The sequence below is a fragment of the Pseudomonas sp. NBRC 111139 genome, from assembly GCF_001753955.1.
Taxonomy (GTDB): Bacteria; Pseudomonadota; Gammaproteobacteria; order Pseudomonadales; family Pseudomonadaceae; genus Aquipseudomonas; species Aquipseudomonas alloputida.
Window position 1 is genome coordinate 1 of record NZ_BCBP01000016.1, and the last position, 21,866, is coordinate 21,866.

22 protein-coding genes are annotated in these 21,866 nt (G+C 62.5%); 9 read left to right on the top strand and 13 right to left on the bottom strand.

Annotation, left to right across the window (positions count from 1 at the left end; genetic code table 11):
- Positions 1-346: cation:proton antiporter (locus BJQ17_RS01825; RefSeq protein WP_175442701.1), on the bottom strand; the 346-nt coding region annotated here is incomplete at its 3' end.
- 315 nt (positions 347-661) lie between these two features.
- On the opposite strand from BJQ17_RS01825, the gene BJQ17_RS01830 reads away from it, so the two are divergent.
- On the top strand, positions 662-1,234 hold the full coding sequence (locus BJQ17_RS01830; RefSeq protein ID WP_004374603.1) for a bifunctional pyr operon transcriptional regulator/uracil phosphoribosyltransferase: 573 nt from the start codon (positions 662-664) through the stop codon (positions 1,232-1,234).
- Between the two features lies 1 nt (position 1,235).
- Here BJQ17_RS01830 and BJQ17_RS01835 read toward each other — a convergent pair whose 3' ends face one another.
- Complete coding sequence (locus BJQ17_RS01835; RefSeq protein WP_070095416.1) at positions 1,236-2,114, bottom strand: universal stress protein; 879 nt, start codon at positions 2,112-2,114, stop codon at positions 1,236-1,238.
- A gap of 78 nt (positions 2,115-2,192) precedes the next feature.
- On the opposite strand from BJQ17_RS01835, the gene BJQ17_RS01840 reads away from it, so the two are divergent.
- Entirely contained in the window at positions 2,193-2,318 is a 126-nt protein-coding gene (locus tag BJQ17_RS01840) for a ribose-phosphate pyrophosphokinase (protein WP_070095417.1), read from the top strand.
- A gap of 14 nt (positions 2,319-2,332) precedes the next feature.
- Here the strand turns inward: BJQ17_RS01840 and BJQ17_RS01845 are convergent, their stop codons facing one another.
- The 3 genes from BJQ17_RS01845 to BJQ17_RS01855 all read right to left on the bottom strand — a co-directional run bounded on the left by BJQ17_RS01845 (position 2,333) and on the right by BJQ17_RS01855 (position 5,928).
- Entirely contained in the window at positions 2,333-3,223 is an 891-nt protein-coding gene (locus BJQ17_RS01845) for a universal stress protein (RefSeq protein WP_004374598.1), read from the bottom strand.
- A gap of 161 nt (positions 3,224-3,384) precedes the next feature.
- Positions 3,385-5,667, bottom strand: a complete 2,283-nt coding sequence (locus tag BJQ17_RS01850; protein ID WP_070095418.1) for a heavy metal translocating P-type ATPase — start codon at positions 5,665-5,667, stop codon at positions 3,385-3,387.
- A gap of 6 nt (positions 5,668-5,673) precedes the next feature.
- A complete protein-coding gene (locus BJQ17_RS01855) occupies positions 5,674-5,928 on the bottom strand; it encodes a hypothetical protein (RefSeq protein ID WP_004374594.1) in 255 nt (84 codons plus the stop codon).
- Positions 5,929-6,116: 188 nt separating this feature from the next.
- Between BJQ17_RS01855 and BJQ17_RS01860 the strand changes: the two genes are divergently transcribed.
- The 3 genes from BJQ17_RS01860 to BJQ17_RS01870 are packed head-to-tail and all read left to right on the top strand — an operon-like array spanning position 6,117 to position 9,086.
- Positions 6,117-6,764, top strand: a complete 648-nt coding sequence (locus tag BJQ17_RS01860) for a BON domain-containing protein (protein WP_070095419.1) — start codon at positions 6,117-6,119, stop codon at positions 6,762-6,764.
- A gap of 26 nt (positions 6,765-6,790) precedes the next feature.
- Positions 6,791-8,632, top strand: a complete 1,842-nt coding sequence (gene ftsH / locus BJQ17_RS01865; RefSeq protein WP_070095420.1) for an ATP-dependent zinc metalloprotease FtsH — start codon at positions 6,791-6,793, stop codon at positions 8,630-8,632.
- 28 nt (positions 8,633-8,660) lie between these two features.
- Positions 8,661-9,086, top strand: a complete 426-nt coding sequence (locus BJQ17_RS01870) for a potassium channel family protein (RefSeq protein WP_004374587.1) — start codon at positions 8,661-8,663, stop codon at positions 9,084-9,086.
- Positions 9,087-9,093: 7 nt separating this feature from the next.
- Here the strand turns inward: BJQ17_RS01870 and BJQ17_RS01875 are convergent, their stop codons facing one another.
- Positions 9,094-11,469, bottom strand: coding sequence for a phosphoketolase (locus tag BJQ17_RS01875; RefSeq protein ID WP_070095421.1), 2,376 nt, complete (start codon positions 11,467-11,469; stop codon positions 9,094-9,096).
- 329 nt (positions 11,470-11,798) lie between these two features.
- Complete coding sequence (locus BJQ17_RS01880; protein ID WP_070095422.1) at positions 11,799-12,359, bottom strand: Hsp20/alpha crystallin family protein; 561 nt, start codon at positions 12,357-12,359, stop codon at positions 11,799-11,801.
- A 190-nt stretch (positions 12,360-12,549) separates the two neighbouring features.
- On the opposite strand from BJQ17_RS01880, the gene BJQ17_RS01885 reads away from it, so the two are divergent.
- Positions 12,550-13,284 (top strand): hypothetical protein, encoded by a 735-nt coding sequence (locus tag BJQ17_RS01885; protein WP_004374578.1) that lies wholly within the window; start codon positions 12,550-12,552, stop codon positions 13,282-13,284.
- Here the strand turns inward: BJQ17_RS01885 and BJQ17_RS01890 are convergent.
- On the bottom strand, positions 13,253-13,984 hold the full coding sequence (locus tag BJQ17_RS01890) for a transcriptional regulator FNR (RefSeq protein ID WP_004374575.1): 732 nt from the start codon (positions 13,982-13,984) through the stop codon (positions 13,253-13,255). The two genes, BJQ17_RS01885 and BJQ17_RS01890, sit on opposite strands and share 32 nt — an antisense overlap.
- 224 nt (positions 13,985-14,208) lie before the next feature.
- On the opposite strand from BJQ17_RS01890, the gene BJQ17_RS01895 reads away from it, so the two are divergent.
- Together BJQ17_RS01895 and BJQ17_RS01900 are read left to right on the top strand one after the other, a co-directional pair.
- Positions 14,209-14,778, top strand: coding sequence for a GNAT family N-acetyltransferase (locus tag BJQ17_RS01895; RefSeq protein WP_004374572.1), 570 nt, complete (start codon positions 14,209-14,211; stop codon positions 14,776-14,778).
- 59 nt (positions 14,779-14,837) lie between these two features.
- Positions 14,838-16,205, top strand: a complete 1,368-nt coding sequence (locus tag BJQ17_RS01900; RefSeq protein WP_070095423.1) for an erythromycin esterase family protein — start codon at positions 14,838-14,840, stop codon at positions 16,203-16,205.
- Positions 16,206-16,354: 149 nt separating this feature from the next.
- Here BJQ17_RS01900 and BJQ17_RS01905 read toward each other — a convergent pair whose 3' ends face one another.
- From BJQ17_RS01905 to BJQ17_RS01920, 4 genes are all read right to left on the bottom strand, one after another.
- Positions 16,355-17,047, bottom strand: coding sequence for a phosphoribosyltransferase (locus tag BJQ17_RS01905; protein ID WP_004374568.1), 693 nt, complete (start codon positions 17,045-17,047; stop codon positions 16,355-16,357).
- Between the two features lie 64 nt (positions 17,048-17,111).
- Positions 17,112-17,756, bottom strand: coding sequence for a hypothetical protein (locus tag BJQ17_RS01910; RefSeq protein WP_227743097.1), 645 nt, complete (start codon positions 17,754-17,756; stop codon positions 17,112-17,114).
- 20 nt (positions 17,757-17,776) lie between these two features.
- The gene (locus tag BJQ17_RS01915; protein WP_004374564.1) at positions 17,777-19,144 is read right to left on the bottom strand and encodes an MBL fold metallo-hydrolase RNA specificity domain-containing protein; all 1,368 of its coding nucleotides are present in this window, start codon (positions 19,142-19,144) and stop codon (positions 17,777-17,779) included.
- The gene (locus BJQ17_RS01920; RefSeq protein ID WP_004577371.1) at positions 19,135-20,061 is read right to left on the bottom strand and encodes a universal stress protein; all 927 of its coding nucleotides are present in this window, start codon (positions 20,059-20,061) and stop codon (positions 19,135-19,137) included. Before BJQ17_RS01920 ends, BJQ17_RS01915 begins: the two co-directional genes overlap by 10 nt.
- Before the next feature lie 182 nt (positions 20,062-20,243).
- Here BJQ17_RS01920 and BJQ17_RS01925 point away from each other — a divergent pair, with 182 nt between their 5' ends.
- Positions 20,244-20,792, top strand: coding sequence for a GNAT family N-acetyltransferase (locus BJQ17_RS01925; protein ID WP_004374560.1), 549 nt, complete (start codon positions 20,244-20,246; stop codon positions 20,790-20,792).
- A gap of 29 nt (positions 20,793-20,821) precedes the next feature.
- Here BJQ17_RS01925 and BJQ17_RS01930 read toward each other — a convergent pair whose 3' ends face one another.
- Entirely contained in the window at positions 20,822-21,748 is a 927-nt protein-coding gene (locus BJQ17_RS01930; protein ID WP_070095424.1) for a universal stress protein, read from the bottom strand.
- Positions 21,749-21,866 lie beyond the last annotated feature (118 nt).

Below are 21,866 nucleotides of genomic sequence, written 5' to 3' on the forward strand. Positions count from 1 at the left end.
AGGGCATCCGTGGGAACATCAGCCAGGCAGCAAGCCAGCCCGCAATCAGTGTCAGCGGCAGGCCCAGGGTCAGCAAGCGCAAGGGCAGGCTACGGGACTGCCGCAATTGGGCCAGGTTGGCCTTGGCGGCATCATTGAACAGGACGATTGAGAGGGTGAGCTCGGCCAGCAAGCGAAGATCGTTGCGGTCCAGCGAAAGGTTCAACAACCCAAGCCCGGAGGGCCCTGCCACCAGGCCTGCCAGCAGAAACAACAGCGGCCCATTGACAGGTTTGGACTCAAGCGCGCCGGCCAGGCTGGCGTACAGCACCAGCAAGGCGGCCAGAACAGCCAGGTTCTGATACATGGCCACGCCTCGGGATCAAAAGCGTATGTAGCAACGCTATCACTGCCCGCGCAACGCGACGATCTGAAAGGCGGCAGAAGTTATCTTAGGTCAACTATGCGGGTAATAAAGATCTCGCGTGCCGGCCATGGCCCATCAGTGTCATCAGCAGGCTATTGGTGCCTGCGCCCGTCTGGTAGATGCAGTAATCCGCGATGCACTGAAACTCAGGTTCCTGGCCCGGACTCGGCTGGCTATCACTTGGCTTTTATCAAGCCCACCTCTAGGTGCCCGGGTAGGCTCCCGCCCAGTGATATCCAATAAAGGAGAAACACCATGAATCGCCCCGCTCCATCGAGGGTCCGCCTGTATGACGAAGACGATCTGGACAGCGTGCTGCGCTCGATGGCCCGCCAGGCCATGGCCTGTCTGCCTGCGTCCGAAGTGGCACTGGTAGGCATTCAGCGGCGTGGTGAGCCGCTGGCGCAGCGCTTGCAACTGCACCTGCAGGCACTCACCGGTGCTGCGCCCTTGCCGCTCTACCCGATCAAGGTCAAGCGCTATGCAGACGACCTGAGCCTCCTGCATGCCCATACTCAACTCACCGAAAACCCTGAACTCGCCAAGCTCGACCTTGCCGCAACCACCTTGCTGGTGGTCGATGACGTGCTCTACGAAGGGCACTCTCTGCTACGCACCTGCGCCTACCTCGCCGAACTGGGTGCGCGCCACATCATCAGCGCGGTGCTCGTCGACCGCCACGTCTGCCGCCAACCGGTGCATGCCGATATCGTCGGCATTCATCTGCAGGTCGCGGCGCAGGATATCGTCGAATGCCATGTGCCCCCCTACGAAGGTCAATTCTGCGTGGAGGTGGTGCGCCATGGCCGAACAGGCGATACCGCCTGATTCAACTGCCAGGTGTAGGCCTGATCGTCAGGATGCTGCACGGCGCATGGCTGACAAGCCGCTCGGTGGTATCGCCGATCAGCTTGGCCCAACGCCTGGCCTGCACGGCGCCGACCACCACCACATCGGCTCCCAGCGCAGCGATATGGGCCTTGATGACACGCAACGGCGCACCTTCGCTGAAGAATCGATGGTTGTGGGCGATGCCGTGGGCATCGGCCAACGCATCGAACGGCAACTGCAGCGATTCCCGCAGCTCATCCGCCCAAGGGCCGGCGAGGTCAGGATTTGCCAGCATGGCGATTGGCAGGTCGTAAGCCGACAGCAGGTTCAACTGGCCCTGGCATTGCGTTGCCAGTTGCTGACCGGCCATCACCAGTGCGTCATTGAGCGGCGAGGCGTGGGATACATCCACCGCGACCAGCACGCTAGCTGGCATGGCTGGGGCATTCGCCGGTACGAACATCAACGGCACCTCGCTCCCATGCAACAGTACCTGGTCAAGTGAAGTCCGGGCCCGCTGATCGATCAGGGAACAGCCCGAGCAGTCCTTGATCACCAGGTCAGGCGCATAGCGGGCAATGCAGGCCGGCACCAGGTCTCGGGGATCGGAGGTTTCCACGGCCTCGAAACCTGGGCGTGCCCCCCTTGCCGGCTGCTCATCGAGCAGCGCCTTGAGCGCTGTGCTGAAATGCACGAATGAAACGCAAGGCCGCGGGGTTGTCGGCAACTCGTGGCGCAGGCGCAGTTCGCCGGGTTCATGAATACCCAGCACGTGCAGGGCAGCACCAGACGCCGCAGCCAGGGCCATGGCCCGGTCCAGCGCGGCATTGGCTTGAGCCTTGGTCATGATCAGCAAAATCCGGCGATACGGGCTCATCGGGCACCTCCCGGTGCGGCTGCAGGATAGCCTACGCCGCCGCAGCTTCAGCAGCGCGAGGCGCTGTTCCAAAACGGGATGTTCGAACGCATCCTGGTCGCCGACAGCATCAAGCCCTTTCGCCTGCCCGCCCCTTGCCAGGCCCGGCTGGACATCGTCGCCACCAGCGCCCTGGTCGCCGAGCGCCTCACGCCCATGGCGTAGTCATCCGCACGTTCCTACACCACCAGGATGTTGCAAGGTACCTGGTACAACACATGTTCGGTGGTACTGCCGAACAGACGGTCCAGTCCCCGTGCGATGGGCCGCCCCAGGACCAGTACCTCCACCGGCTGTGATTCGACGTATGCGCTGAGCACCGCGACCGGGCGCCCCAGCACGAAATGGCAACGTTGCGGTGGTGCGCCGAAGCGTTCGGCCAGTTTCCTGAAATCATCCTCCAGCGCTTGGCGCAAGGGCTCGGCAATGTCACCGATGGCCCAGGCGGCATACCCCATATCGCCCATGTAGGCCATCGACAGATCGCAGGCGTGCAGCAGGTCCAGTTGCGCCCCTGTCTGCAAGGCCAAAGCACCGGCCTGCTGGACGATGCTGTCATTTCGGGCTTGCCCCTCTGGCGAGGTGTCGGCCACGTCCACCGCCGCCACGATCTGGCGCGGCAACGCCGGCTGGCTGGCACCGAGCAAGTAGACCGGGACCGGGCAGTGGCGCAACAGTTGCCAGTCAAGCGGCGTGAAGAAGGCGCGCTTGAGCGCAGGCTCATGCTCGACCTGCTTGAGCAGCAGGTCCGGTTGCATCTCCAGCACGTGCTGCAGAATGTCATCCTGCAGGTCGTTACTCCAGGCCACCTCGGTCGTCACCTGCACGCCGGAGGCACGCAGTGCGTTTGCCTGGGCTTCCAGCTGTTCATGCTGAGCAAGCCGATAAGCCTCCCGCTCCGCTTGATGCTTACCGGACTCCAGCAGCCAGAGTTTGTCCAATGACTCGAGCAAGGCGACGATGTGCAGGCTGGCCGATGCCGATCTGGCCAGTGCAACAGCCTGCTCCAGGGCGACCGCCTGGTGCAGCATTGGACGCATGATCAGCAACAGCCGTTGATAGTGACTCATGATGGCCTCCAACGGTGGGCCGGCCTGATCACTCAGGTCGCTCGGGTTGCATCGAGACGGGGCTTTTCGGCCGGCAGTGATTGACCGCTGCTGCCAGCATCCGGTCAACGCCGCCCTTGGCGCTTGATTTTTATCAAGCGTGCAAATGCCTGCAGCGGTGTTCAATGTTGGTCAAGGTAACGGTACAAGGCCTCCTCCTGGTCGAAATGCAGTTTTGCCAAGGTGTCCAGGCGTATGAGTTGGTGCTGGATTTCGTCGGCGCTCGGGTTGGCGGCGGCCTGGGCGAAATCCTCGTTCATGCGCGTCAGCAAATGGATCAGCCTGAACATTTCCCGGTGGGTATGGCTGAGCGGCGAGAGCGGATCCTCGCCTCCCATGTAGCGGCTCAACAGGGGGTACAGCTGCTGCTCGTCGTCCCGCTCATGGCGCTCCAGCGAGCCATGCAGGGCGGCGACCAGGCCCCCGAGGTCGGCCCGCGCCTGCTCCGCAGGGCGGCTGGCAAAGTCCCGCGCCATCTGGCTCAGGTCGGTCAACACCCCGTCCAGTTGTCGATGCTCGTCCTGCATGCGCTGCAGGCTCTCGGTCGGCAACCCGTTGTGGCCATCGCCCGCAACCGGGCCGAGGGCGCGAAGGGCGTTGAGGATGATCAACAGGTCGATGCCTTCCTGCAGTACCGCCCCCATCACCGCAGGCAGGTAGCCGGCCGCAGCGAACAGCATGGCCAGCAGCGAGAGGCTCATGCCCACCCACACGCCTTGCCGGGCGATGTGCACGGTATGCCGGGCGATGTCGAGCGCTTCGATCAGACGATCCAGCCTGTCGACCAGCAAGACCACGCCGGCTGACTGTGCCGAAGCAGTCACGCCGGACGCGCCCATGGCAACCCCGACATCGGCGGCAGCCAGTGCTGGCGCATCATTGATGCCATCCCCGACCATCAGCGTGGGACCTTTTCGGCAACCTTCCTGCACCAGGCGGACCTTGTCCTGCGGTGAGAGGCCAGAGTGAAGCGCATCGATACCCGCTGTCAGCGCGATCATTTGCGCCGTCTGGGGGCGGTCGCCAGTCAGCATGACAATCTGGTCGATGCCGCGGGCTCGAAGCCGGCGCAGGGTCTGAGGGGTTTCCCGACGCACATCGTCGGCCAGCCGCAGCATCGCTTTCAATTCACCGTCCACGGCTACGAAACTGCCACTGCTGGCCAGATAGTCCAGCTGTTGCAAGCACACCTGTGCCCAAGGGCCCGCATCCCTGCCCTGCTGCACGTAAGCCAGCAGCCCCAAGCGCACGGCTTTGCCTTGTACCTGGCCGGCCAACCCTTGGCCTGGCGCCTCCTGCACCTGTTGCGGCGCCGCCAGGCTCAGGCCCCGCGCGAGGGCCGCATCGACAATAGCCCGAGCGATCGGGTGGGTGGATGCCTGGGCCAATGACGCGGCCCACTGCAAGATCTGCAGCGGCGCGCCCTCCCCGTTAAGCTCGATCGATTGCAGCCGAGCATGGCCGCTGGTCAAGGTACCGGTCTTGTCGAGAAAAACCTGGCGGATCCCGGCGAGCGCCTCCAGTACCGCGCCATCGCGCACCAGAATGCTACGCCGCGCCGCTCGCGAGATGCCCGACAGCACGGCAATCGGCACCGCCAATATCAGGGGGCAAGGTGTGGCGACCACCAGCACCGCCAGCACGCGTTGCGGGTCGCCACTGGCCCACCAGGCGAGCGCGGCGATCAGCAACGTCAGCGGGATGAACGCCAGCGCGTAGCGGTCAGCCAGGCGCACGAAGGGCGCCCGTGACTGGCGTGCCGCCTCGGCCAGGCGCACGATGCCGGCATAGGTGCTTTGTGCCGCAGTCTGCGTGGCCACCAGCACCATCGGCGCGCCGGCGTTGCACACCCCGCTGGCCACCGGCTCGCCGCAATGACGAGTGATGGGTAACGATTCCCCGGTCAGCGCCGCCTCGTCCAGGGTGGCCTGGGGACTCTGCAGGCGCCCGTCCACGGGCACGATTTCACCCAGGCGCACCAGCACGGCCTGCCCTGGCCTGACCTGATCCACCGCAACTTCGCGCAGCCCGTCTTGCTCCTGGATCCAGGCACGTTGCGGCGCTCGGTCGATCAGCGCCCGCAATTCGCGCTCGGCATGACGCACGCTGAACGCTTCAAGTGCTCGGCCAGTGGCCAGCATCAGCGCGACCACCGCAGCCACCAGCATGTTCTCCAGGGCCAGGGCGGCGGTGATCGACAGCAAGGCAATCAGGTCGATACCCGCCTCACCCCGGGCTAGGCGCCTGAACATTTCCACCGCCAGGACCCCGGCCATGACCAGGCCACCAGTTGCCCAGACCAGCGCGGCCCAGGCAGGCCGCTGCGCCGCATAGGCCACGCCGCCAGTCAGCAGGGCCAGCGTGCAGACCACTAGCAGTGCGGGGTCGAGCCATCGACGTGGCATGGCGGGCTACTTGCGTCTGGCCTGCTGGCGCAGTTGCTGCACTTCCTCCTGAGCCTGGGTTGCCCGCTTTAGGGCCTCGTTGGCGGTCTGCTCGACCAGATCGATGCGGTAACACACTTGATCGGCGCGCAACCTTGCGGTGGCGGCGTTGTTCTCCGCTGATTCCAGGCGCGCATCGTATTCCTGGGCGCGCCACGCCGTGCAGCCGGACGCGGTAACCAGCAACAGGCTTGCCCACCCGCAAAGCACATAACGTCGCATATCGGTACCCTCGTGCATGGCCAGGACACGCTAAGTATCGATGGCGGCGTGCGCCGCACGCCTGACATTTGTCAACCGCGACCGGCCTGTTCACCCGGTTTGACCTTTATCAATCGCGCTGGGGGGCACAAGGGTAGAAACAAAGACTCAGGGCACCGCCCCTACCCTATCTGCTACCGGAGCCGATCATGAACGACCTTGACCTGCGAGACCTTGTGCTCGAAGAGCTGGAATTCAAACCCGATATCAATGCAGCCAGCATCGGTGTGACGGTGCAGAACGGCGTGGTGACCCTCTCCGGGCACGTCAACAGCTACGCCCAGAAAGTCAGTGCCGAGCGCACGGTCAAGGCCATGAAAGGCGTGCGCGGCCTGGCCGAGGAGATAGAGGTACGCCTGAACAAGCTCGAAGGTACCGCTGACGACACGATTGCCAGCCGTGCCCTGAACATCATCGCCTGGAGCTCGGACGCCAACGTGGAGGGCATCCAGGTCACCGTGCAAAAAGGGACGGTGACCCTGGAAGGCCAGCTCGATTGGCAATACCAGAACGAAGTGATCGAACAGGCAATCTGGCGCTTGTCGGGTGTGGTTGGCGTACACAACCGCATCACCCTCAAAGCCCGGGCCGACGTGGTCGATATCAAGCGCCACATCGAGGACGCACTCAAGCGCAGCGCCGAAATCGAGGCCGGAGGCATCCGCGTCACGGTCGACGGTGGTGTGGTCAAGCTGGAAGGCAAGGTGCACTTGCTGCGCGAGCGAGAAGTGGTCGAGCGTGCGGCCTGGTCGGTGCCCGGCGTCAGCAAGGTCGAAGATTATCTGTTGATCGCCTAGCGCCGCCGCGCCGAGGACAGATGGCCATGAACAAGGATAAGCCCTGGACGCTCTACCTCCTGGCAGTTGGCCTGGCAGTGCTCGCTGCCGTGCAGTTCGGCCTGTTCAGCCAGCCGGCCGTGCAAGCCATTCCTTACAGCCAGTTCCTGCAACTACTTGATCAGCAGAAGGTCAGCGACCTGCATATCGAGCACGAGCGGATCCTCGGCAAGCTGCAGGAGCCGATCGATGGCCACTCGGTATTCTCCACCGTTCGCGTCGACCCGGCTCTGAGCGAGCAGCTGGGACGCTCTGGAGTCGCGTTCTCTGGCGTCGTCGAGGACAACACGGTAGCGACCGTGATGGGCGCGTTGATGCCGCTGTTGATGATGCTGGCGCTGTGGTACTTCCTGTTTCATGGCCTGGGGCAGAAACAGGGGTTGGGCGGGTTGATGGGGGTGGGCAAGTCGCGTGCGCGGGTCTATGTCGAACACGACACCCAGGTGACTTTCGCCGACGTGGCCGGTATCGACGACGTCAAGGGCGAGCTGACCGAGATCGTGTCCTTCCTGAAAAACAAGGCGTGGTATGCGCGCCTTGGCGCCCATGTGCCCAAGGGCACGCTGCTGGTAGGCCCACCCGGCACCGGCAAGACCCTGGTCGCCAAGGCCATCGCCGGGGAAGCGGCGGTGCCATTCTTCTCGATCTCCGGCTCGGAGTTCGTGGAGATGTTCGTGGGCGTGGGTGCCGCCCGGGTGCGTGACCTGTTCGACCAGGCCCGCCAAGCGGCGCCTTGCATCATCTTCATCGATGAGCTGGATGCCCTGGGCAAGATGCGCGGCGTCGGCAGCTTTGGCGGCAATGACGAGAAAGAGCAAACCCTCAATCAGTTGCTCGCCGAGCTCGACGGCTTCGACCCACGGGAAGGCGTGGTGCTGTTGGCAGCGACCAATCGCCCGGAAGTGCTGGACCCGGCGCTGCTGCGTGCCGGGCGCTTCGACCGGCAGATTCTCATCGACCGGCCCGACCGCAAGGGCCGCCTGGCGATCCTGAAAGTCCACCTGCACAAGATCATCTACAAGAACGACCTGGACTGCGAGCGGATTGCCGAGATCACCCCGGGCCTGACGGGCGCCGACCTGGCCAACCTGGTCAACGAGGCTGCCATCGTTGCCACCCGGCGGTCCAGCCAGTGGGTCGAGTTGCAGGACTTCACCGCTGCGGTCGAGCGACTGGTGGCGGGCATCGAGCGCAAAGGCAGCGTATTGCGCAGCGACGAGCGCCAGGTGGTGGCGTACCACGAAATGGGCCATGCCCTGGCCGCCAGTAGCCTGCCGGCGATGGACCCGGTGCACAAGGTGTCGATCATTCCCCGCGCCGCGGGTTCACTGGGCTACACCCTGCAACGGCCGACCGATGACCGCTACCTGATCAGCACGCAGATGCTGCGTGACCGCCTTGTCGTGCTGATGGCTGGGCGCGCCGCCGAGCACCTTGTGTTCGGCCAGGTCTCCACGGGGGCCGCCGACGACCTCGGGCGCGCCACCGATATCGCCCGCCAGCTGGTCACCCGCTTCGGCATGAGCCCGGTGCTGGGCCAGGCGGTGCTTGAGCGCCAGCAAGCCGGCTATCTGGGTGACTCGCTGTTGCGTCAGGAGCGCAAGGACTACTCGGAGCAAACTGCGCGCGAGATCGACCTCGCTGTCCGCGGCTTGCTCGAAGAAGCCTATGGCCGCGCCCGGGCTTTGCTGGAGCAGCGCCGCGACGACCTGGATGCAGGCGCGCGTCTGTTGCTGGCCAAGGAGACCATCACCCCCGAAGAATTCCCGGCGTTGCAACCGCAAGCCAATGAGCCCGCCACCTATGTGCTGGTCGATGCCACGAAATGAACCGCCGATCCTGGCCAGGGTACCTGCGATGCTCTTTGTCACGCTGATCAATATGCTGGTGGTGATCCTGGTGGTGATCATTCATTACGAATGCCTGCTGCGCCTGAATGACTGGCTACCTCGGCTCAAACTCTGGAGCCGCTTTCGCATCGTCGCAGGCGTGTTCGGCGCGCTGCTGGCCCATGCCCTGGAGGTGTGGTGTTTTGCCTTGGCCTATTACCTGATGGCCCATGCCCCAGGCTGGGGCACGCTCAGCGGCAATTTCGACGGCAGTTTCCTGGACTGCGTGTATTTTTCCTTCACCACCTACACCACCATAGGCTTCGGCGATATCGCCCCCACTGGCCACCTCAAGTACCTCACCGGCCTGCAGGCGCTGACGGGCCTGGTGCTGATCACCTGGACGGCCTCGTTCCTGTTCCTGGAAATGCAGAAGTACTGGAAGACCAAGTAAGGCGGGGTCAGGCACGCGACGCTGATGTCCAGCGCCATTGCGCAACTTCAGGCATGTCTTCGCCATGTTCGATGAGGTAGAGCTTGTGCTTCTCCATCGTGGCCCAATAGCGGGCGCGGGCCTGTTCGAGCTGGGGCTGCAAACGTGGCACGCGCTCGAACACATCGAGCAGCAGCTGGTAGCGGTCCAGATTGTTGATGACTGCCATGTCGAATGGCGTGGTGGTTGCGCCCTCTTCGCGAAAGCCCCGGACATGAAACCGTTGCGGATTGGCACGTTTGTAGATCAGGCGGTGGATGAGCGCCGGATAGCCGTGGAAGGCAAAGATGACCGGTCGATCTTCGGTAAACAGCCCGTTGAAATCGCTGTCGGACAGCCCGTGAGGGTGCTGTTGCGACAGTTGCAGCGCCATGAGGTCAACGACATTCACCACCCTCACACGCACGTCTGGAGCCTGCTCTTGCAGCAGTGTAACCGCCGCCAGTACCTCCAGTGTCGGCACATCGCCCGCGCAGGCAAGCACCACCTCGGGCATCTCGTCATCATGGCAGGCCCAGCCCCAGCGCCCGATACCTGATTGGCAGTGCACGGCGGCCGCTTCGCAATCGAGCCATTGCCACTCCATCTGCTTACCGGCAACGATCACATTGATGTACCCACGGCTGCGCAGGCAATGCTCAGCCACCGACAACAGGCAGTTGGCGTCAGGTGGCAGATAGATCCGCGCAAGGTTGGCCTTCTTGTTTGCCAGCAGGTCGAGCAAGCCCGGGTCCTGGTGCGAGAAACCATTATGGTCCTGCCGCCAGACATGCGAAGTCAGGAGGATATTCAATGAGGCGATCGGCTTGCGCCACGGCACCTCGGCAGCTGTCTTGAGCCATTTGGCATGTTGGTTGATCATCGAATCGACGATATGGATGAAAGCTTCGTAACAGGAAAACAGGCCATGGCGGCCCGTCAGCAGGTACCCCTCCAGCCAGCCCTCGCAGATGTGCTCACTGAGGATCTCCATGACCCGCCCCTGTGCCGAAAGGTGTCTATCATCGCTGGCCCGAGCATCCAGCCATACCTTGTCGGTCACCTCAAATACCGCGTCCAGACGGTTGGACGCCGTTTCGTCAGGGCCGAACAGGCGGAAATTCTGCGACGCAAGGCTGTTCTTCATGACATCGCGTACATAACCACCCAGCACTCTGGTCGCCTCGGCCCGCACCTGACCAGGGCCCGGCATCGGCACGCAGTAATCGGCGTAGTGCGGCAAATCCAGGGCCCGCAATAAGAGACCGCCGTTGGCATGGGGGTTCGCGCTCATGCGTCGCCGGCCAGTTGGGGTCAGCGCGGCCAGTTCAGGCAACAACGTACCCTGTGCGTCAAAAAGCTCATGGGGACGGTAACTTTCCAGCCATTGTTGCAGCTGCATCAGGTGCGGCGGTTTGTCGAGGTCCGCCAATGGCAACTGATGGGACCGCCAGGTGCCCTCTACGCGTTGCCCATCCACGTACCTGGGCCCCGTCCACCCTTTGGGGGTACGAAGAATCAGCACCGGCCACAAGGGCCTGTCGACCACCTGCGGGTCTTCGGCATGCCGCGCGAGGCGCTGGATCTGGCTGATCTTCTCGTAGATGACATCCAGCGTCCTGGCCAACGCGCGATGGACCTCCATCGGCTCGTCACCCTCGACGAAATACGGATCATAGCCATAGCCATACATGAGGCTGGTCAGCTCCTCCTCGCTGATCATCGACAGCACGCTGGGGTTGGCGATCTTGTAACCGTTCAGATGCAAGATGGGCAGCACCGCGCCGTCGCGGGCGGGGTTGAGGAACTTGTTGCAGTGCCAGCTGGCAGCCAGTGGCCCGGTTTCGGCCTCACCATCACCAATGACGCACGCCACGATCAGTTGCGGATTGTCCAGGGCGGCACCATAGGCATGGGCCAGCGAATAGCCCAGTTCGCCCCCTTCGTGAATGGAGCCAGGCACATGGGGGCCGACATGGCTGCCAATGCCATAAGGCCAGGAAAACTGCCGAAAGAGCCGGGCCATTCCAAGTGCGTTGCGCTCGACCGATGGGTTGAGCTCGGTGTAGGTACCGTCGAGGTATGCCTGAGCGACCAGGGCAGGACCGCCGTGGCCAGGCCCCGTGACAAACAGCACATTGAGGCTGTACTGGCGAATCAACCGGTTCAGATGGGTATAGACGAGGTTGAGCCCCGGGGAAGTCCCCCAGTGGCCCAGCAGCCGAGGTTTGACATCGGCCAAGGTCAAGGGCCTGGTCAACAAGGCATTGCCCTGCAGATAGATCTGGCCAACGGTGAGGTAGTTCGCCGCCCGCCAATAGGCGTCAAGGCTTTCGAGCTCTTCAGTACCGGGGAAATCACTCATGCCAGCCTCCTTTCGTCATCGCGCACGGGGCGCTCAAAGGTCTTCGCCGCGAAGATCTTCCTCCCGCCGGCTCTGTTGACGGATCAGCAGTGACAGTTCTTACAGGTGGTCCGACAGCAGGCCCATCAGGTCGTCCGCCGTTGCGATTCCGACCAGCAGACCGAGATCATCGACGACCGGAATGCGTCGGATAGTGGCGCGCCGCGGCATAGATGGAGATACCGGGTGGTGCGGTGACCACGTCCCGTTTGCAGTATTTGCCAATGGACATCATGTGCTACCTCCACAGGCGGAGCCTCCTTGCTCCTTGATGCAGTGAGGATGGGTGATCATTTACCGCTCTTGATCGGAATCACCTTTTCCGGATGGATGGCTTCGGCGCGTTTGGGCAGGTGCACCAGCAGCACGCCCTTGTTGAACTGGGCGTTGATCTTCTCGGCGTCGACTTCACGGGGCAGTTGGAAAACCCGTTCGAAGCTGCCGTAATGGCGCTCGGACAGGTGATATGCCTTGCGTTTTTCGTCCACTTCTTCCTGTTTCTCGCCGCGGATCAACAGGTTGCCATTGACGAGCTTGATCTCGATATCCTTGTCGTCCACGCCAGGCAACTCGGCGCTGATGCGGTACTCCTCGGCAAGCTCGCTGATGTCCATGGCCGGCATGCCGTGGGTGAACAGGTCACGCCGCCAAAAAGGTTCGACATCGAACGGTGTTTGGCTGAACGGCATGCGCATCGGCCGCCGTCCAAAATCCTCGAACAGGCTGTCGATCTGACGGCGTAATTGCTGGAAGGGCCGCCACAACTCCGAAGGTTCGACGCTGGGCGGCGAAGCTTTGGTTGGCTGGGTTGCGACGGGGGTAGCAGGCACTTTCTTGGCATCTTCTGACATGGCGCCCTCCTCGAATGAGTAATGCCTCCCAGGGAGACGCTTCGATCATGCGCCGTGGGGCAGCAGCCCATTTGACCTTTATCAACAACGTGAAGTCCCTGCCGCTCGCTGGTTTGATCCTGATCAAAGTGCCGGATTGCCCACGGTCTAGGCTGATTACAGCAAGTCATCCTTACAGTGCGAGGCAGTCATGGACCGCGAGGGTGCCAGCGTTCGCTTGCTCCAGACATTGCCCGGCCTGGGCATCCAGCAATTCGTGCGCCTGGCCCTTTGCAGCCAGCCATGCGGCGAGGCAATGGCTGGCCAGTACTGCGTGCTCAGTGGTCGTACCGAGTGCTGGCCGTGCAGTTACGTGACCCTACCTGGCGTGGCCGGGCAATTTATCGTCAGCACCCAGAGCGCGCAGCCCGTGGGCCGTGCGGGGGAGCTGCTCGACTATTCCGGGCCGCTTGGCAGCGCTTGGCCGTTGCCCCTGCAAAGCACAAGGTTGCTGGCCATCAGTCGCGCCGACGGCCTGCTGCCGTTGTTGGGTGCGCTGGATGAGATTCGCTGCTGGCTGCCCTGGTTACAATTGCAGCTGTCACATGACGGCATTGCGGCCGAACTGTTGCCAGACGATTGTCGAACCTGGCTGTCGGCACTGTCGCCATTGCCGCGTGACTACAGCAGTGGCTGGTGGCAGACCAGGCATTTGCTGACCACTTTCCGCCCGGACACGGTGTACTGTTGCGCGCCGCCACAGGTGGCGCGCCAAGTGGCACGGTTGTGCTGGCAAACTGGCGTAGCCGCGCAGCGTATCTGGATACGCACAGACCATGTGTCACGCCCGATCTGGGTGGGGCACTCCCCCGAAAGCTGGCCTGTGCAACGCTATGACCGGGTGCTTGCCGCGCTCAAGTGGGCTCCTCCAGGCGGGTCAGGTTGACCAGGCCTTGCATGTCGATGAGCCTGACCTCGCGCCCGGCGCACAGCATGAAACCTGCATGGACGAAACGGCTGAACAGTCGGCTGACCGTTTCCTGAGTGAGGTCCAGGTAGTTGGCGATATCACCACGGGACATGGGCAGGTTGAACACATCAGCCTGCAAGCCTCGCGCCTGGTAACGCGCGGACATGCCCAGCAGGAAGATCGCCAACCGCTGTTCGGCACGCCCATGGCAGCAGCGCAGGTGCTCGTCCTTGCCCTGGATCCCCAGGCTGAGCATGTGCAGCAACTGATAGCGCAGCCCTGAAATCTGGCCGGACAGGTCCACCAGTTGGTCCAGCCTGATGGCGCAGACCAGCGAGACTTCCAGGGCAACAGCAAAGCTTCGGTAACAACTGGCACCAATAGCGTCCAGCCCGAGCATTTCCCCCGGCAGGAGAAAGCCGGTCACCCGCTCGGTGCCCTCGGCATCGAGCAGAAAATTCTTGATCGCCCCGGAGCGCAAGGCATACACGTGCTCCATGGGTTCATTGGCCTTGAACAGGTACTCACCCCGCTTCAACGGCCGGTTACGGCGGACAATTCGCTCCAGCTTGGCCACTTCGTCGGCACTGAGGCTGGCTGCCAGGCAAAGCCGGCTCAACGAGCACGCAAGGCACTTGACCTGGAGCTTTGCTCCCATTTCCGCAAGGCCTGACATGATGATGCCTCTGCTTTTTTGCAGGCGTGTATCTATTGAAGTTAGCGGTTCCACTAAACGTTAGCGGTCTGTCCGACCAAGGGTCGGACGCTATCCCCGGCTATACCCGCTTTTTTCTATCGGTTTGACAAGTCATGTGGGAAGCAATTGACAACTGTCAAGTCAGCGATGGGCCCGCTGCCGAAACTGAACTTCCTTGTTCATTCGACACAGAGGACATTGCCATGGCGCCCGCCGAGACTTCCCGTGAGCATAAAACGCCTTCGTTCCCAAAACCTTCGGGTGAATACTGGATCGAAGCCCTTGAAAACGGCGTTCACGTATTGATCAGGCCCTTGCAAGCCCAGGACCGAGAACGCGAAAAAGCCTTCATCGAACGGCTGTCGCCCGAATCGCGGCATTTCCGCTTCCTGTGCCAGCTCAGGGAGCCCGGTGAAGCCATGCTCGACCAGCTGATGAAGGTCGACCAGGATCGCCAGGCGGCTTACGTCGCCCTTGCCCACGTGGATGGCGAATTGCAGGAAGTGGGCATTTCCCGCTACGCCACTGCTAGCGGCAAGGACGAGTGCGAGTGTGCCGTTACCGTCATGGACAGCTGGCAGCACCATGGCTTGGGTCGCCTGCTGCTCAAGCACCTGGTCGACCATGCCCGGGCCAAGGGCTTGCGGCAGATGTATTCGGTTGATGCAGCAGCCAACCAAGCGATGCGCGAGCTGGCCAAAGCGGCGGGGTTCACCACCGTCGCTGACCCGGATGATCCCAGCCAGGTCATCCACCGGCTCTCCCTGATCTGAACCCTGGGCCGTCGCACTGACGGGTCAATGCGCGGCGGCCCGATTACGGGAGGCTCTCCATGAGCGGCCCTTCGAAGACATTGATGGAAAAACTCTACGGCAAGCAGTATCAGGTCGACACTGCCGATATTGCCCCGGTGCTTCATCAGTACGCCGAACCTTTGCCGGACCTGGATACGCCGGCATTCGCAGCGCTGTTCGACCGCTATGCTGACGCGCGCGTCATCCTGCTGGGCGAGGCAAGCCACGGCAGCAGTGAGTTCTATCGCGCCCGCGCGGCGATCACCCGGCGCCTGATCGAACAGCATGGTTTCAACATCGTTGCTGTCGAGGCTGACTGGCCGGATGCCGGGCATGTCGATCAGTACGTCCGAGGCTTGGCGCACTCGGCGTGGAAACGCCATATTTTCAGCCGTTTTCCTACCTGGATGTGGCGTAATAGCGAAGTCAAAGCCTTCGCCCAATGGCTTCACGGGCACAACCGCCTGCTGCCCACCGACCACCGCGTGGAATTCCGCGGCCTGGATGTCTACAGCCTGCGCAATTCCATCCATGAAGTCCTGGCCTATCTGGACCGGGTCGATCCGCATCTGGCCCATGAAGCCCGCCGCCGTTACGGTTGCCTGACGCCGTGGCAGGACGACCCCGCGCTGTACGGGCACTTTGTCGAGCGCGGTGGCGTCATGCCTTGTGAGCAACCGGTGATCCAGCAGTTGAATGTCATGCTCGCCGAGCAACTGTCAGGGCTTGTCCGCAATGATGAAGCCTTCTTCAACGCAACGCAGAACGCCCGTGTAATCATCGCTGCGGAACAGTACTACCGCGCCATTTACCGAGGTTCGACGGCTTCCTGGAATCTGCGCGACCGGCACATGTTCGATACCTTGCACGCACTGCTGGAACACCGTGGTACCCACGCCAAGGCCGTGGTCTGGGCACACAATTCACACATCGGCAATGCCGGAGCCACGGAAATGGGCTGGAAAGGCCAGTTCACCATCGGCCAGCTTTGCCGCAGCGCTTTCGGGCACGACGCGGTGCTGATCGGCATGGCCACCGACCGCGGCCAGGTGGCCGCCGCCGATGACTGGGACGGCGACATGCAGATCAAGGAAATCCGTCCTTCGCGCAGCGACAGCTGGGAGCACCAGTTCCGCCTCGCAGGCGTGCCAGCCAGCCTGAGCGACTGGCGCGACCCACAGCGCAAGGCGTTGCGCCATGTGTTGTCCACGGCGCTACTCGAACGCGCCATCGGCGTCATCTATCGCCCCGAGAGCGAACGGCTGAGCCACTACTTCGAGGCGGTGCTGGCCGAGCAGTTCGATGCGCTGCTCTGGTTCGAACAGACCCAGCCAGTGACTGCCCTGCCCTTGCCGAAACAACAGCACCTTGAGCCTGAGGACGAAACCTATCCATTTGGTGTATGAGCCTTGGCGAAGCGCTATCAGGCGGATACGCGCTGCAGGGACATCACAAACCCGTCACCGGCAAGCGCAGTGGCCCCCGTGCCTGCACCGAACAAGCCGATGCGCAACTAGCCAGCTTCATCGTCTGCGTGCGAACTTCACCCCTGCGCTCAGTCATGGGGGGCACTCCGGCAAAGTGCTTGCTGATCAGCTTGCCCCATGAGCGTCATGACTTCCTCGTCCGACGTCTGCGGGAAATCCTGGTACCAATAGCCAACCGAGACCATCCGCTCAGGCACACGCGGGCACACCAGCTCATCCACTTCACCGTACAGCGCTTCGAGCGTTTCTGGCGGTGCGACCGGGACGGCGACCACGATCCGCGCCGGTGACTGGGCTCGTGCAGCCTGTATCGCCGCCCTCATCGTGGCACCGGTCGCCAGGCCGTCATCAACGAGAATCACCACCTGATCCTTGAGTTGCTGGGCTGGCCGCCCTCCCCGGTAAGCCCGCTCGCGCCGCGCCAGTTCCTCGGTTTCCCTGGCAACCACGGCGTCGAACACCGCGCGATCTACCGGATAGGCCCGCAACATGTCGTCGTTGAGGAAGGTTACTCCGCCGCTGGCTATCGCCCCCATGGCGAACTCGGGTTGAAACGGCATACCGAGCTTGCGCACCATCAGCAGGTCCAGGCGAACGTTAAGGGCAGTCGCGACTTCATAGGCCACCGGAACACCACCACGCGGCAGTGCGAGCACGATCACGTCGGGCCTGCCGGCATACCGGGCCAGTGGCTCTACCAGGCAACGTCCAGCCTGGGTACGGTCGACAAACACAGTTGGCAAGGCAAGATCATGGGACATGAACACCTCCCGCGCCGCGATGGGCGCCGGTCGTTTCAGCTGCCGATGGGAGCCGTTGATGGCTTCAAGGCGTGGCTGCACGCCCCACCTCGGGCAACAGGTCGAACTGCGCGAGGCAACGCTGCTCATCAGCGGGAGTCAGCGCCTTCAGGCCGCTCACTTCCTGCATGGGCGTTTCGAACAGGGCCAGGCGCAGCACCCCATTGCGCTCCAGAAAGGTCTGTGCCAGGCACGTGCACACGGGTTTGCCGACCAGCGCAGCGAGCTTGTCATCCTCAGGCACCTCCACCTGGGCCTGCAGGTTGGCCGTGCAATTCTCCACGATCTGCGCCACAGAGCGCCCCGCCAGCCACACGGTGCCAGCACCGAGTAGGACCAGGAGCAGCAACACGCTTATCAACGTGTTCGATTCCCGGGTGATTGAACGCAGCAACGCCAGCCTGGCCTGCCAACCCGTCTGCTGGCCATTGAAAATGGCCTTGCCGACCGTGCGCTTGACGCCCCGCTGCACCGCCCACCCCAGCGCGACACTCAACGCCAGCAGGCCAAGGAGTACCGCCGGATCACGCATGGGCATGCGCCAGCTAGCGCTTAAGGCGCGATAGACGGACGCGGCGACGAGTAAAGCGACGATGGTCACGATCCAACCCAGGCTGCCCCTGGGCCTGTGCAACCAGGCCCGCAGTTTCGCCCTTGCTTGTGTACTCATGATTCACCTCCCGCGCCCGGCTAGCGCACAGGATCGATGGCAACCGTTTCCTGATACTCAGGCACGCACACCTGCCAGCCGAGTTCGAGGCTGATTCGCCGCCGTAAGGTGTCGGCAGCGTGTGGCTCACCATGAATGACATAGGTCTGACGGGGTGGCCGGGTGAACCCGCGCAACCATTCCATGATTTCATCGGCATCGGCGTGCGCAGAAAGATTCTCCATCGCATGCACCTGTGCACGGATGGGCACATCCTCGCCGTGCAACCTCACACTGTGGGCGCCCGCGACGATATCGGCACCCCGCGTCCCCCCGGCTTGAAAGCCCGAGAACAGGATGCTGTTGCGTGGGTTGGGGGCCAGCGCCTTCAGGTGGTGAAGCACCCGTCCGCCGGTCGCCATGCCACTGGCGGCGATGATCACTGCGGGCTCGCGCAGCTGGTCCAGGTGCCTGGACTCATCGACTGTCCGGACGATGTGCGTGCCTCTGCACATGGCGGCGCACTCGGCTGCGGTCAGCCGATGCTCACTGCGGTACTGCTGGTACAAGGCGGTGGCGTCGGTGGCCATCGGGCTGTTCAGGTAGACCGGGACATCAGGGATCAACCGGTCGCGCTTGAGCGTGTACAGGTAATACATGAGCAGTTGGGCACGGCCGACGGCGAACGAGGGTACCAGGGTAATCCCGTGGCGCAGGAGCGTTTCGTTGATGACCTTGGCCAGGTACTGCTCGGTCGATTCGGCGGGATGCTGGCGGTCCCCATAGGTAGACTCGATCAACAGCACGTCCGCCGTCCTGACCAGCTCAGGCGCACGCATGATCGGATCCTGAGGGCGGCCGAGGTCACCCGAAAACAGCACGGTCTGCCCTTCGGCGCTGATCTGGACCGTGGCTGCCCCCAGAATATGTCCGGCGGTACGCAACAGTAACTCCATGCCCTCGGCGATCATGGTCACCTGATGTAACGCCACGGGCCGAAACAGTGCCAGGGCACGTTTGGCATCCTGCTCGGTATAGAGCGGTTGCGCCGGCGCATGCTTGGAGTAACCGTGGCGATTGGCATGTTCGGCCTGCTCTTCCTGCAGCCGTGCACTGTCGAGCAGGAGGATTTCCGCCAAGGCGCACGTCGCCGGCGTGGCGTAGATCGGCCCGCGGTAGCCTTCCCGAACCAGCACCGGTAGATAACCGCTGTGGTCAAGGTGGGCGTGGGTCAGCACCACCGCATCAAGCGCCCGCAGCGCCGGGGGCAGTGGCTGCCAGTTGCGCAGGCGCAGTTGCTTGAAACCCTGGAAGAGTCCGCAGTCGACCAATACCCGCGTGCTGTCACGGGTCAACAGGAATTTGCTGCCGGTCACGGTGCCGGTGCCGCCAAGAAATGTCAGTTGCATGGCCAAGGCTCCCAACTTTCGGCTATTTGGGGATGAACGGCGAGCACGCTGCACGGTGGGCGGCTGACGATACGCTCGGTGGTGTCTCCCAACAGTTTGTCCAGGCCTTTGGGTTGCACCACGCCCATCACCACCGCGTCGATGTCCAGGGCCGCGACCTGTTCACGGATCACCTGTACCGGGCCTCCTTCCATGAAATGTCGGCGGTCAGGCGCGACGCCTTCGGCATCGGCCAGCGCTTCGAAAGGTTCCTGCAGTGCCTCGCGCATCTCGTCGATCCACGCCTGGGTGACATTCATGTCCGAGGCAAATACCCCTGCCAGGTTGTAGGCCGATAGCAGATGCAGGTGCGCGTCACACTGCAACGCCAGCGCCTGAGCAGCACGAACCAGACCACGATTGAAGCACGCCTGAACGGCAGGCGTCTCACTGAACGCCGTATCCACTGCGACCAGCACACGCCGCGGCAATGAGATGGCCCCCGCCGGCACGAAATGGCTGACGCCTTTGAAACCTCGCATCAGCGCACAATCCAGTGGGGTGCCGAACACGCGCACCAGGGCCGACGCGGCTTCGCTGTCCTTGATGACCATATCGGGCTGCAGTTCACTGATGTAATCGATCGCCTGGCTGCGGATATCCTCCGCATTCAGGCTGTCGACCGTCAGCGTTATACCGCTGCCGCGATGCCGCTCGACCAATCCCGTCAACTGAGCGCGATAGTGCTCGTACTGGCGCTTGATATCGGCCTCGTTCAGCCGCTCTTCGCGCAGAAGGTGCTCCTCGCTTGGCTCGAACAAGCCCAGTACATGCACGCTGGCGCCGCTGACATGCGCCAAGGCAAGGGCTCTGCGCAAAGCGGCGGAATGCGGTTCTACCTCGGTCAGCAGCACCAGCAATTGTCGATATTGCCCCATGGTGAACCTCCGCGCTTTCGTGAGTGGGTGTGATGCTGACGATATTCCGCGCGCAGGATCGCTGCTGCTTGATGCAGATCAGAAAACCGCTACCCAGGCTGAACTTGATGATTGTCAGAACCGAAACGGCCCGCCACGTTAAAACGGCTGCACCAGGTACTGATCAAGCAACGGGAGGCGTCATGAACGGGCAGCAAACAGCACAGCCACAGACCTGCGAACACTGGGTCGAAAACCTCGAGGACGGTTCGGCGGTGCTGATCCGCCCACTGCGCGAAGAAGACCGCGAACGGGACAAGCGTTTTCTGAGCACCATCGCTTATGAATCACGGCGTTTTCGTTTCATTGCTGGGCTCAGCGGCGGCTTGCCTAGCTTGGACACGCAAGACATGCCCGTGGACTATCACCAACGCATGGCCTATGTCGCCTTGGTTCATGTGGACGGTCAATTGCAACAAATCGGCGTCAGCCGCTATGCAGGCATACCTGGCAGTCAGCGGTGCGAATGTGCAGTGGCGGTCAGCGAAGACTGGCAGCGCAAGGGGTTGGGCAAGCGCCTGATGCAACACCTGATTGAAGCCGCACGACGCAATGGCTTTCAGTGCATGGTCTCCAGGGATCTGGCCAGCAACTATGCCATGCACCGGCTGGTCAAGGCACTGGGCTTCACCTCACGCTACCCTGGCGGCGATGTGAGCGAGATCCTGCACGAACTTGACCTGCGGCCTTGAAAAAACAAGGCCCTTGCGGGCCTTGTGCTTCAGCCTTTGGAGCGCTCTGGAGAAATCACCAGCACACTGCTGGACAACCGATGCAAAACGCGCTCGGCAGTACTGCCGATGAACCAGCCGATGCCATGGTGGTGATAGCTGCCCATGACCAGCACGTCGATATCATTGTTATCCATGAACATGGCCAGGGCCTTTGCCGGGTCGCCGATACGCATATGGCGGTGTTCGACGGCGATCCCGTTGCGTTCGGCAAGCTCTTGGAAGGCAGCGCTCTGAGCGTCATGCAAGGTCTGGGCCTGGTTCGAATCGAACAGGAACGAATGTTCCCGGCTGCCGTCGGCGTCCAGGTACATGGAACCCAAGTCGTAGGTGTACAGCAACTCGATCTGGGCATTGCACTGCAAGGTCAGCTTCAGCGCTTCGCTGATGATCTGGTCGTTGAAACCTTCAAACTGATCCTCAGGCCTGGACAGGTCCACCGCCGCCAGAATCCTGCGTGGCAACGCATGGCTGGCCTTGTGTACCAAGTGCAAGGGTATTCGCGTTTCGCGCAGCAACTGGATATCCAGCGAGGTGAACATTGCGCGCATCCACCAAGGCTCATGCTCGAGCTCTTTGATCAGCATGGCAAACGGTTGCTCACGCAAGTGTATCAGGATCTCATTCAAGGGCTGCTGCACCCACACCACCTCGGTTGTGACGGTGACGCCATTGCGCCGCATCGGCAACGCCTGGGTTTCCAGCCATGCACGGTGCTGCTGCACGTAACCCTCGCGCATGACTGCAAGCGCTTGATCATTCACCAAGCCCGCCGTGGCCAGCCCTTCCACATAGTCGAAAGCCACGATGTGCAGCGCCATCCCCTTGGCCTTGGCCAGCGCAGCAGCCCGGTCATACACCGGGGTTCGGCGCATCAGGGGGGAGGCGATCAGCAGCAGTCTTTGCGGAGTTTCCATGGCACACCTCTGAGGTTGCGATACGTAGGTAAAGCATCTGCCACCTACGTGTTGCGAACTTGATGTTTATCAACTGGCGGCACCTGCCGACCAGTGGCATTGCCCATGGCGCAAGAAC

What these genes read in the sequence shown, in the direction of transcription:
- BJQ17_RS01860 (WP_070095419.1), top strand. Translation starts at nt 6,117, where the DNA reads ATGAACGACCTTGACCTGCGAGACCTTGTGCTCGAAGAGCTGGAATTC.
- BJQ17_RS01885 (WP_004374578.1), top strand. Translation starts at nt 12,550, where the DNA reads ATGGACCGCGAGGGTGCCAGCGTTCGCTTGCTCCAGACATTGCCCGGC.
- BJQ17_RS01915 (WP_004374564.1), bottom strand. Translation starts at nt 19,144, where the DNA reads ATGCAACTGACATTTCTTGGCGGCACCGGCACCGTGACCGGCAGCAAA.
- BJQ17_RS01830 (WP_004374603.1), top strand. Translation starts at nt 662, where the DNA reads ATGAATCGCCCCGCTCCATCGAGGGTCCGCCTGTATGACGAAGACGAT.
- BJQ17_RS01930 (WP_070095424.1), bottom strand. Translation starts at nt 21,748, where the DNA reads ATGGAAACTCCGCAAAGACTGCTGCTGATCGCCTCCCCCCTGATGCGC.
- BJQ17_RS01890 (WP_004374575.1), bottom strand. Translation starts at nt 13,984, where the DNA reads ATGTCAGGCCTTGCGGAAATGGGAGCAAAGCTCCAGGTCAAGTGCCTT.
- BJQ17_RS01835 (WP_070095416.1), bottom strand. Translation starts at nt 2,114, where the DNA reads ATGAGCCCGTATCGCCGGATTTTGCTGATCATGACCAAGGCTCAAGCC.
- BJQ17_RS01880 (WP_070095422.1), bottom strand. Translation starts at nt 12,359, where the DNA reads ATGTCAGAAGATGCCAAGAAAGTGCCTGCTACCCCCGTCGCAACCCAG.
- BJQ17_RS01895 (WP_004374572.1), top strand. Translation starts at nt 14,209, where the DNA reads ATGGCGCCCGCCGAGACTTCCCGTGAGCATAAAACGCCTTCGTTCCCA.
- BJQ17_RS01910 (WP_227743097.1), bottom strand. Translation starts at nt 17,756, where the DNA reads ATGAGTACACAAGCAAGGGCGAAACTGCGGGCCTGGTTGCACAGGCCC.
- BJQ17_RS01855 (WP_004374594.1), bottom strand. Translation starts at nt 5,928, where the DNA reads ATGCGACGTTATGTGCTTTGCGGGTGGGCAAGCCTGTTGCTGGTTACC.
- BJQ17_RS01840 (WP_070095417.1), top strand. Translation starts at nt 2,193, where the DNA reads ATGTTCGAACGCATCCTGGTCGCCGACAGCATCAAGCCCTTTCGCCTG.
- BJQ17_RS01845 (WP_004374598.1), bottom strand. Translation starts at nt 3,223, where the DNA reads ATGAGTCACTATCAACGGCTGTTGCTGATCATGCGTCCAATGCTGCAC.
- BJQ17_RS01900 (WP_070095423.1), top strand. Translation starts at nt 14,838, where the DNA reads ATGAGCGGCCCTTCGAAGACATTGATGGAAAAACTCTACGGCAAGCAG.
- BJQ17_RS01850 (WP_070095418.1), bottom strand. Translation starts at nt 5,667, where the DNA reads ATGCCACGTCGATGGCTCGACCCCGCACTGCTAGTGGTCTGCACGCTG.
- ftsH (WP_070095420.1), top strand. Translation starts at nt 6,791, where the DNA reads ATGAACAAGGATAAGCCCTGGACGCTCTACCTCCTGGCAGTTGGCCTG.
- BJQ17_RS01925 (WP_004374560.1), top strand. Translation starts at nt 20,244, where the DNA reads ATGAACGGGCAGCAAACAGCACAGCCACAGACCTGCGAACACTGGGTC.
- BJQ17_RS01870 (WP_004374587.1), top strand. Translation starts at nt 8,661, where the DNA reads ATGCTCTTTGTCACGCTGATCAATATGCTGGTGGTGATCCTGGTGGTG.
- BJQ17_RS01905 (WP_004374568.1), bottom strand. Translation starts at nt 17,047, where the DNA reads ATGTCCCATGATCTTGCCTTGCCAACTGTGTTTGTCGACCGTACCCAG.
- BJQ17_RS01920 (WP_004577371.1), bottom strand. Translation starts at nt 20,061, where the DNA reads ATGGGGCAATATCGACAATTGCTGGTGCTGCTGACCGAGGTAGAACCG.
- BJQ17_RS01875 (WP_070095421.1), bottom strand. Translation starts at nt 11,469, where the DNA reads ATGAGTGATTTCCCCGGTACTGAAGAGCTCGAAAGCCTTGACGCCTAT.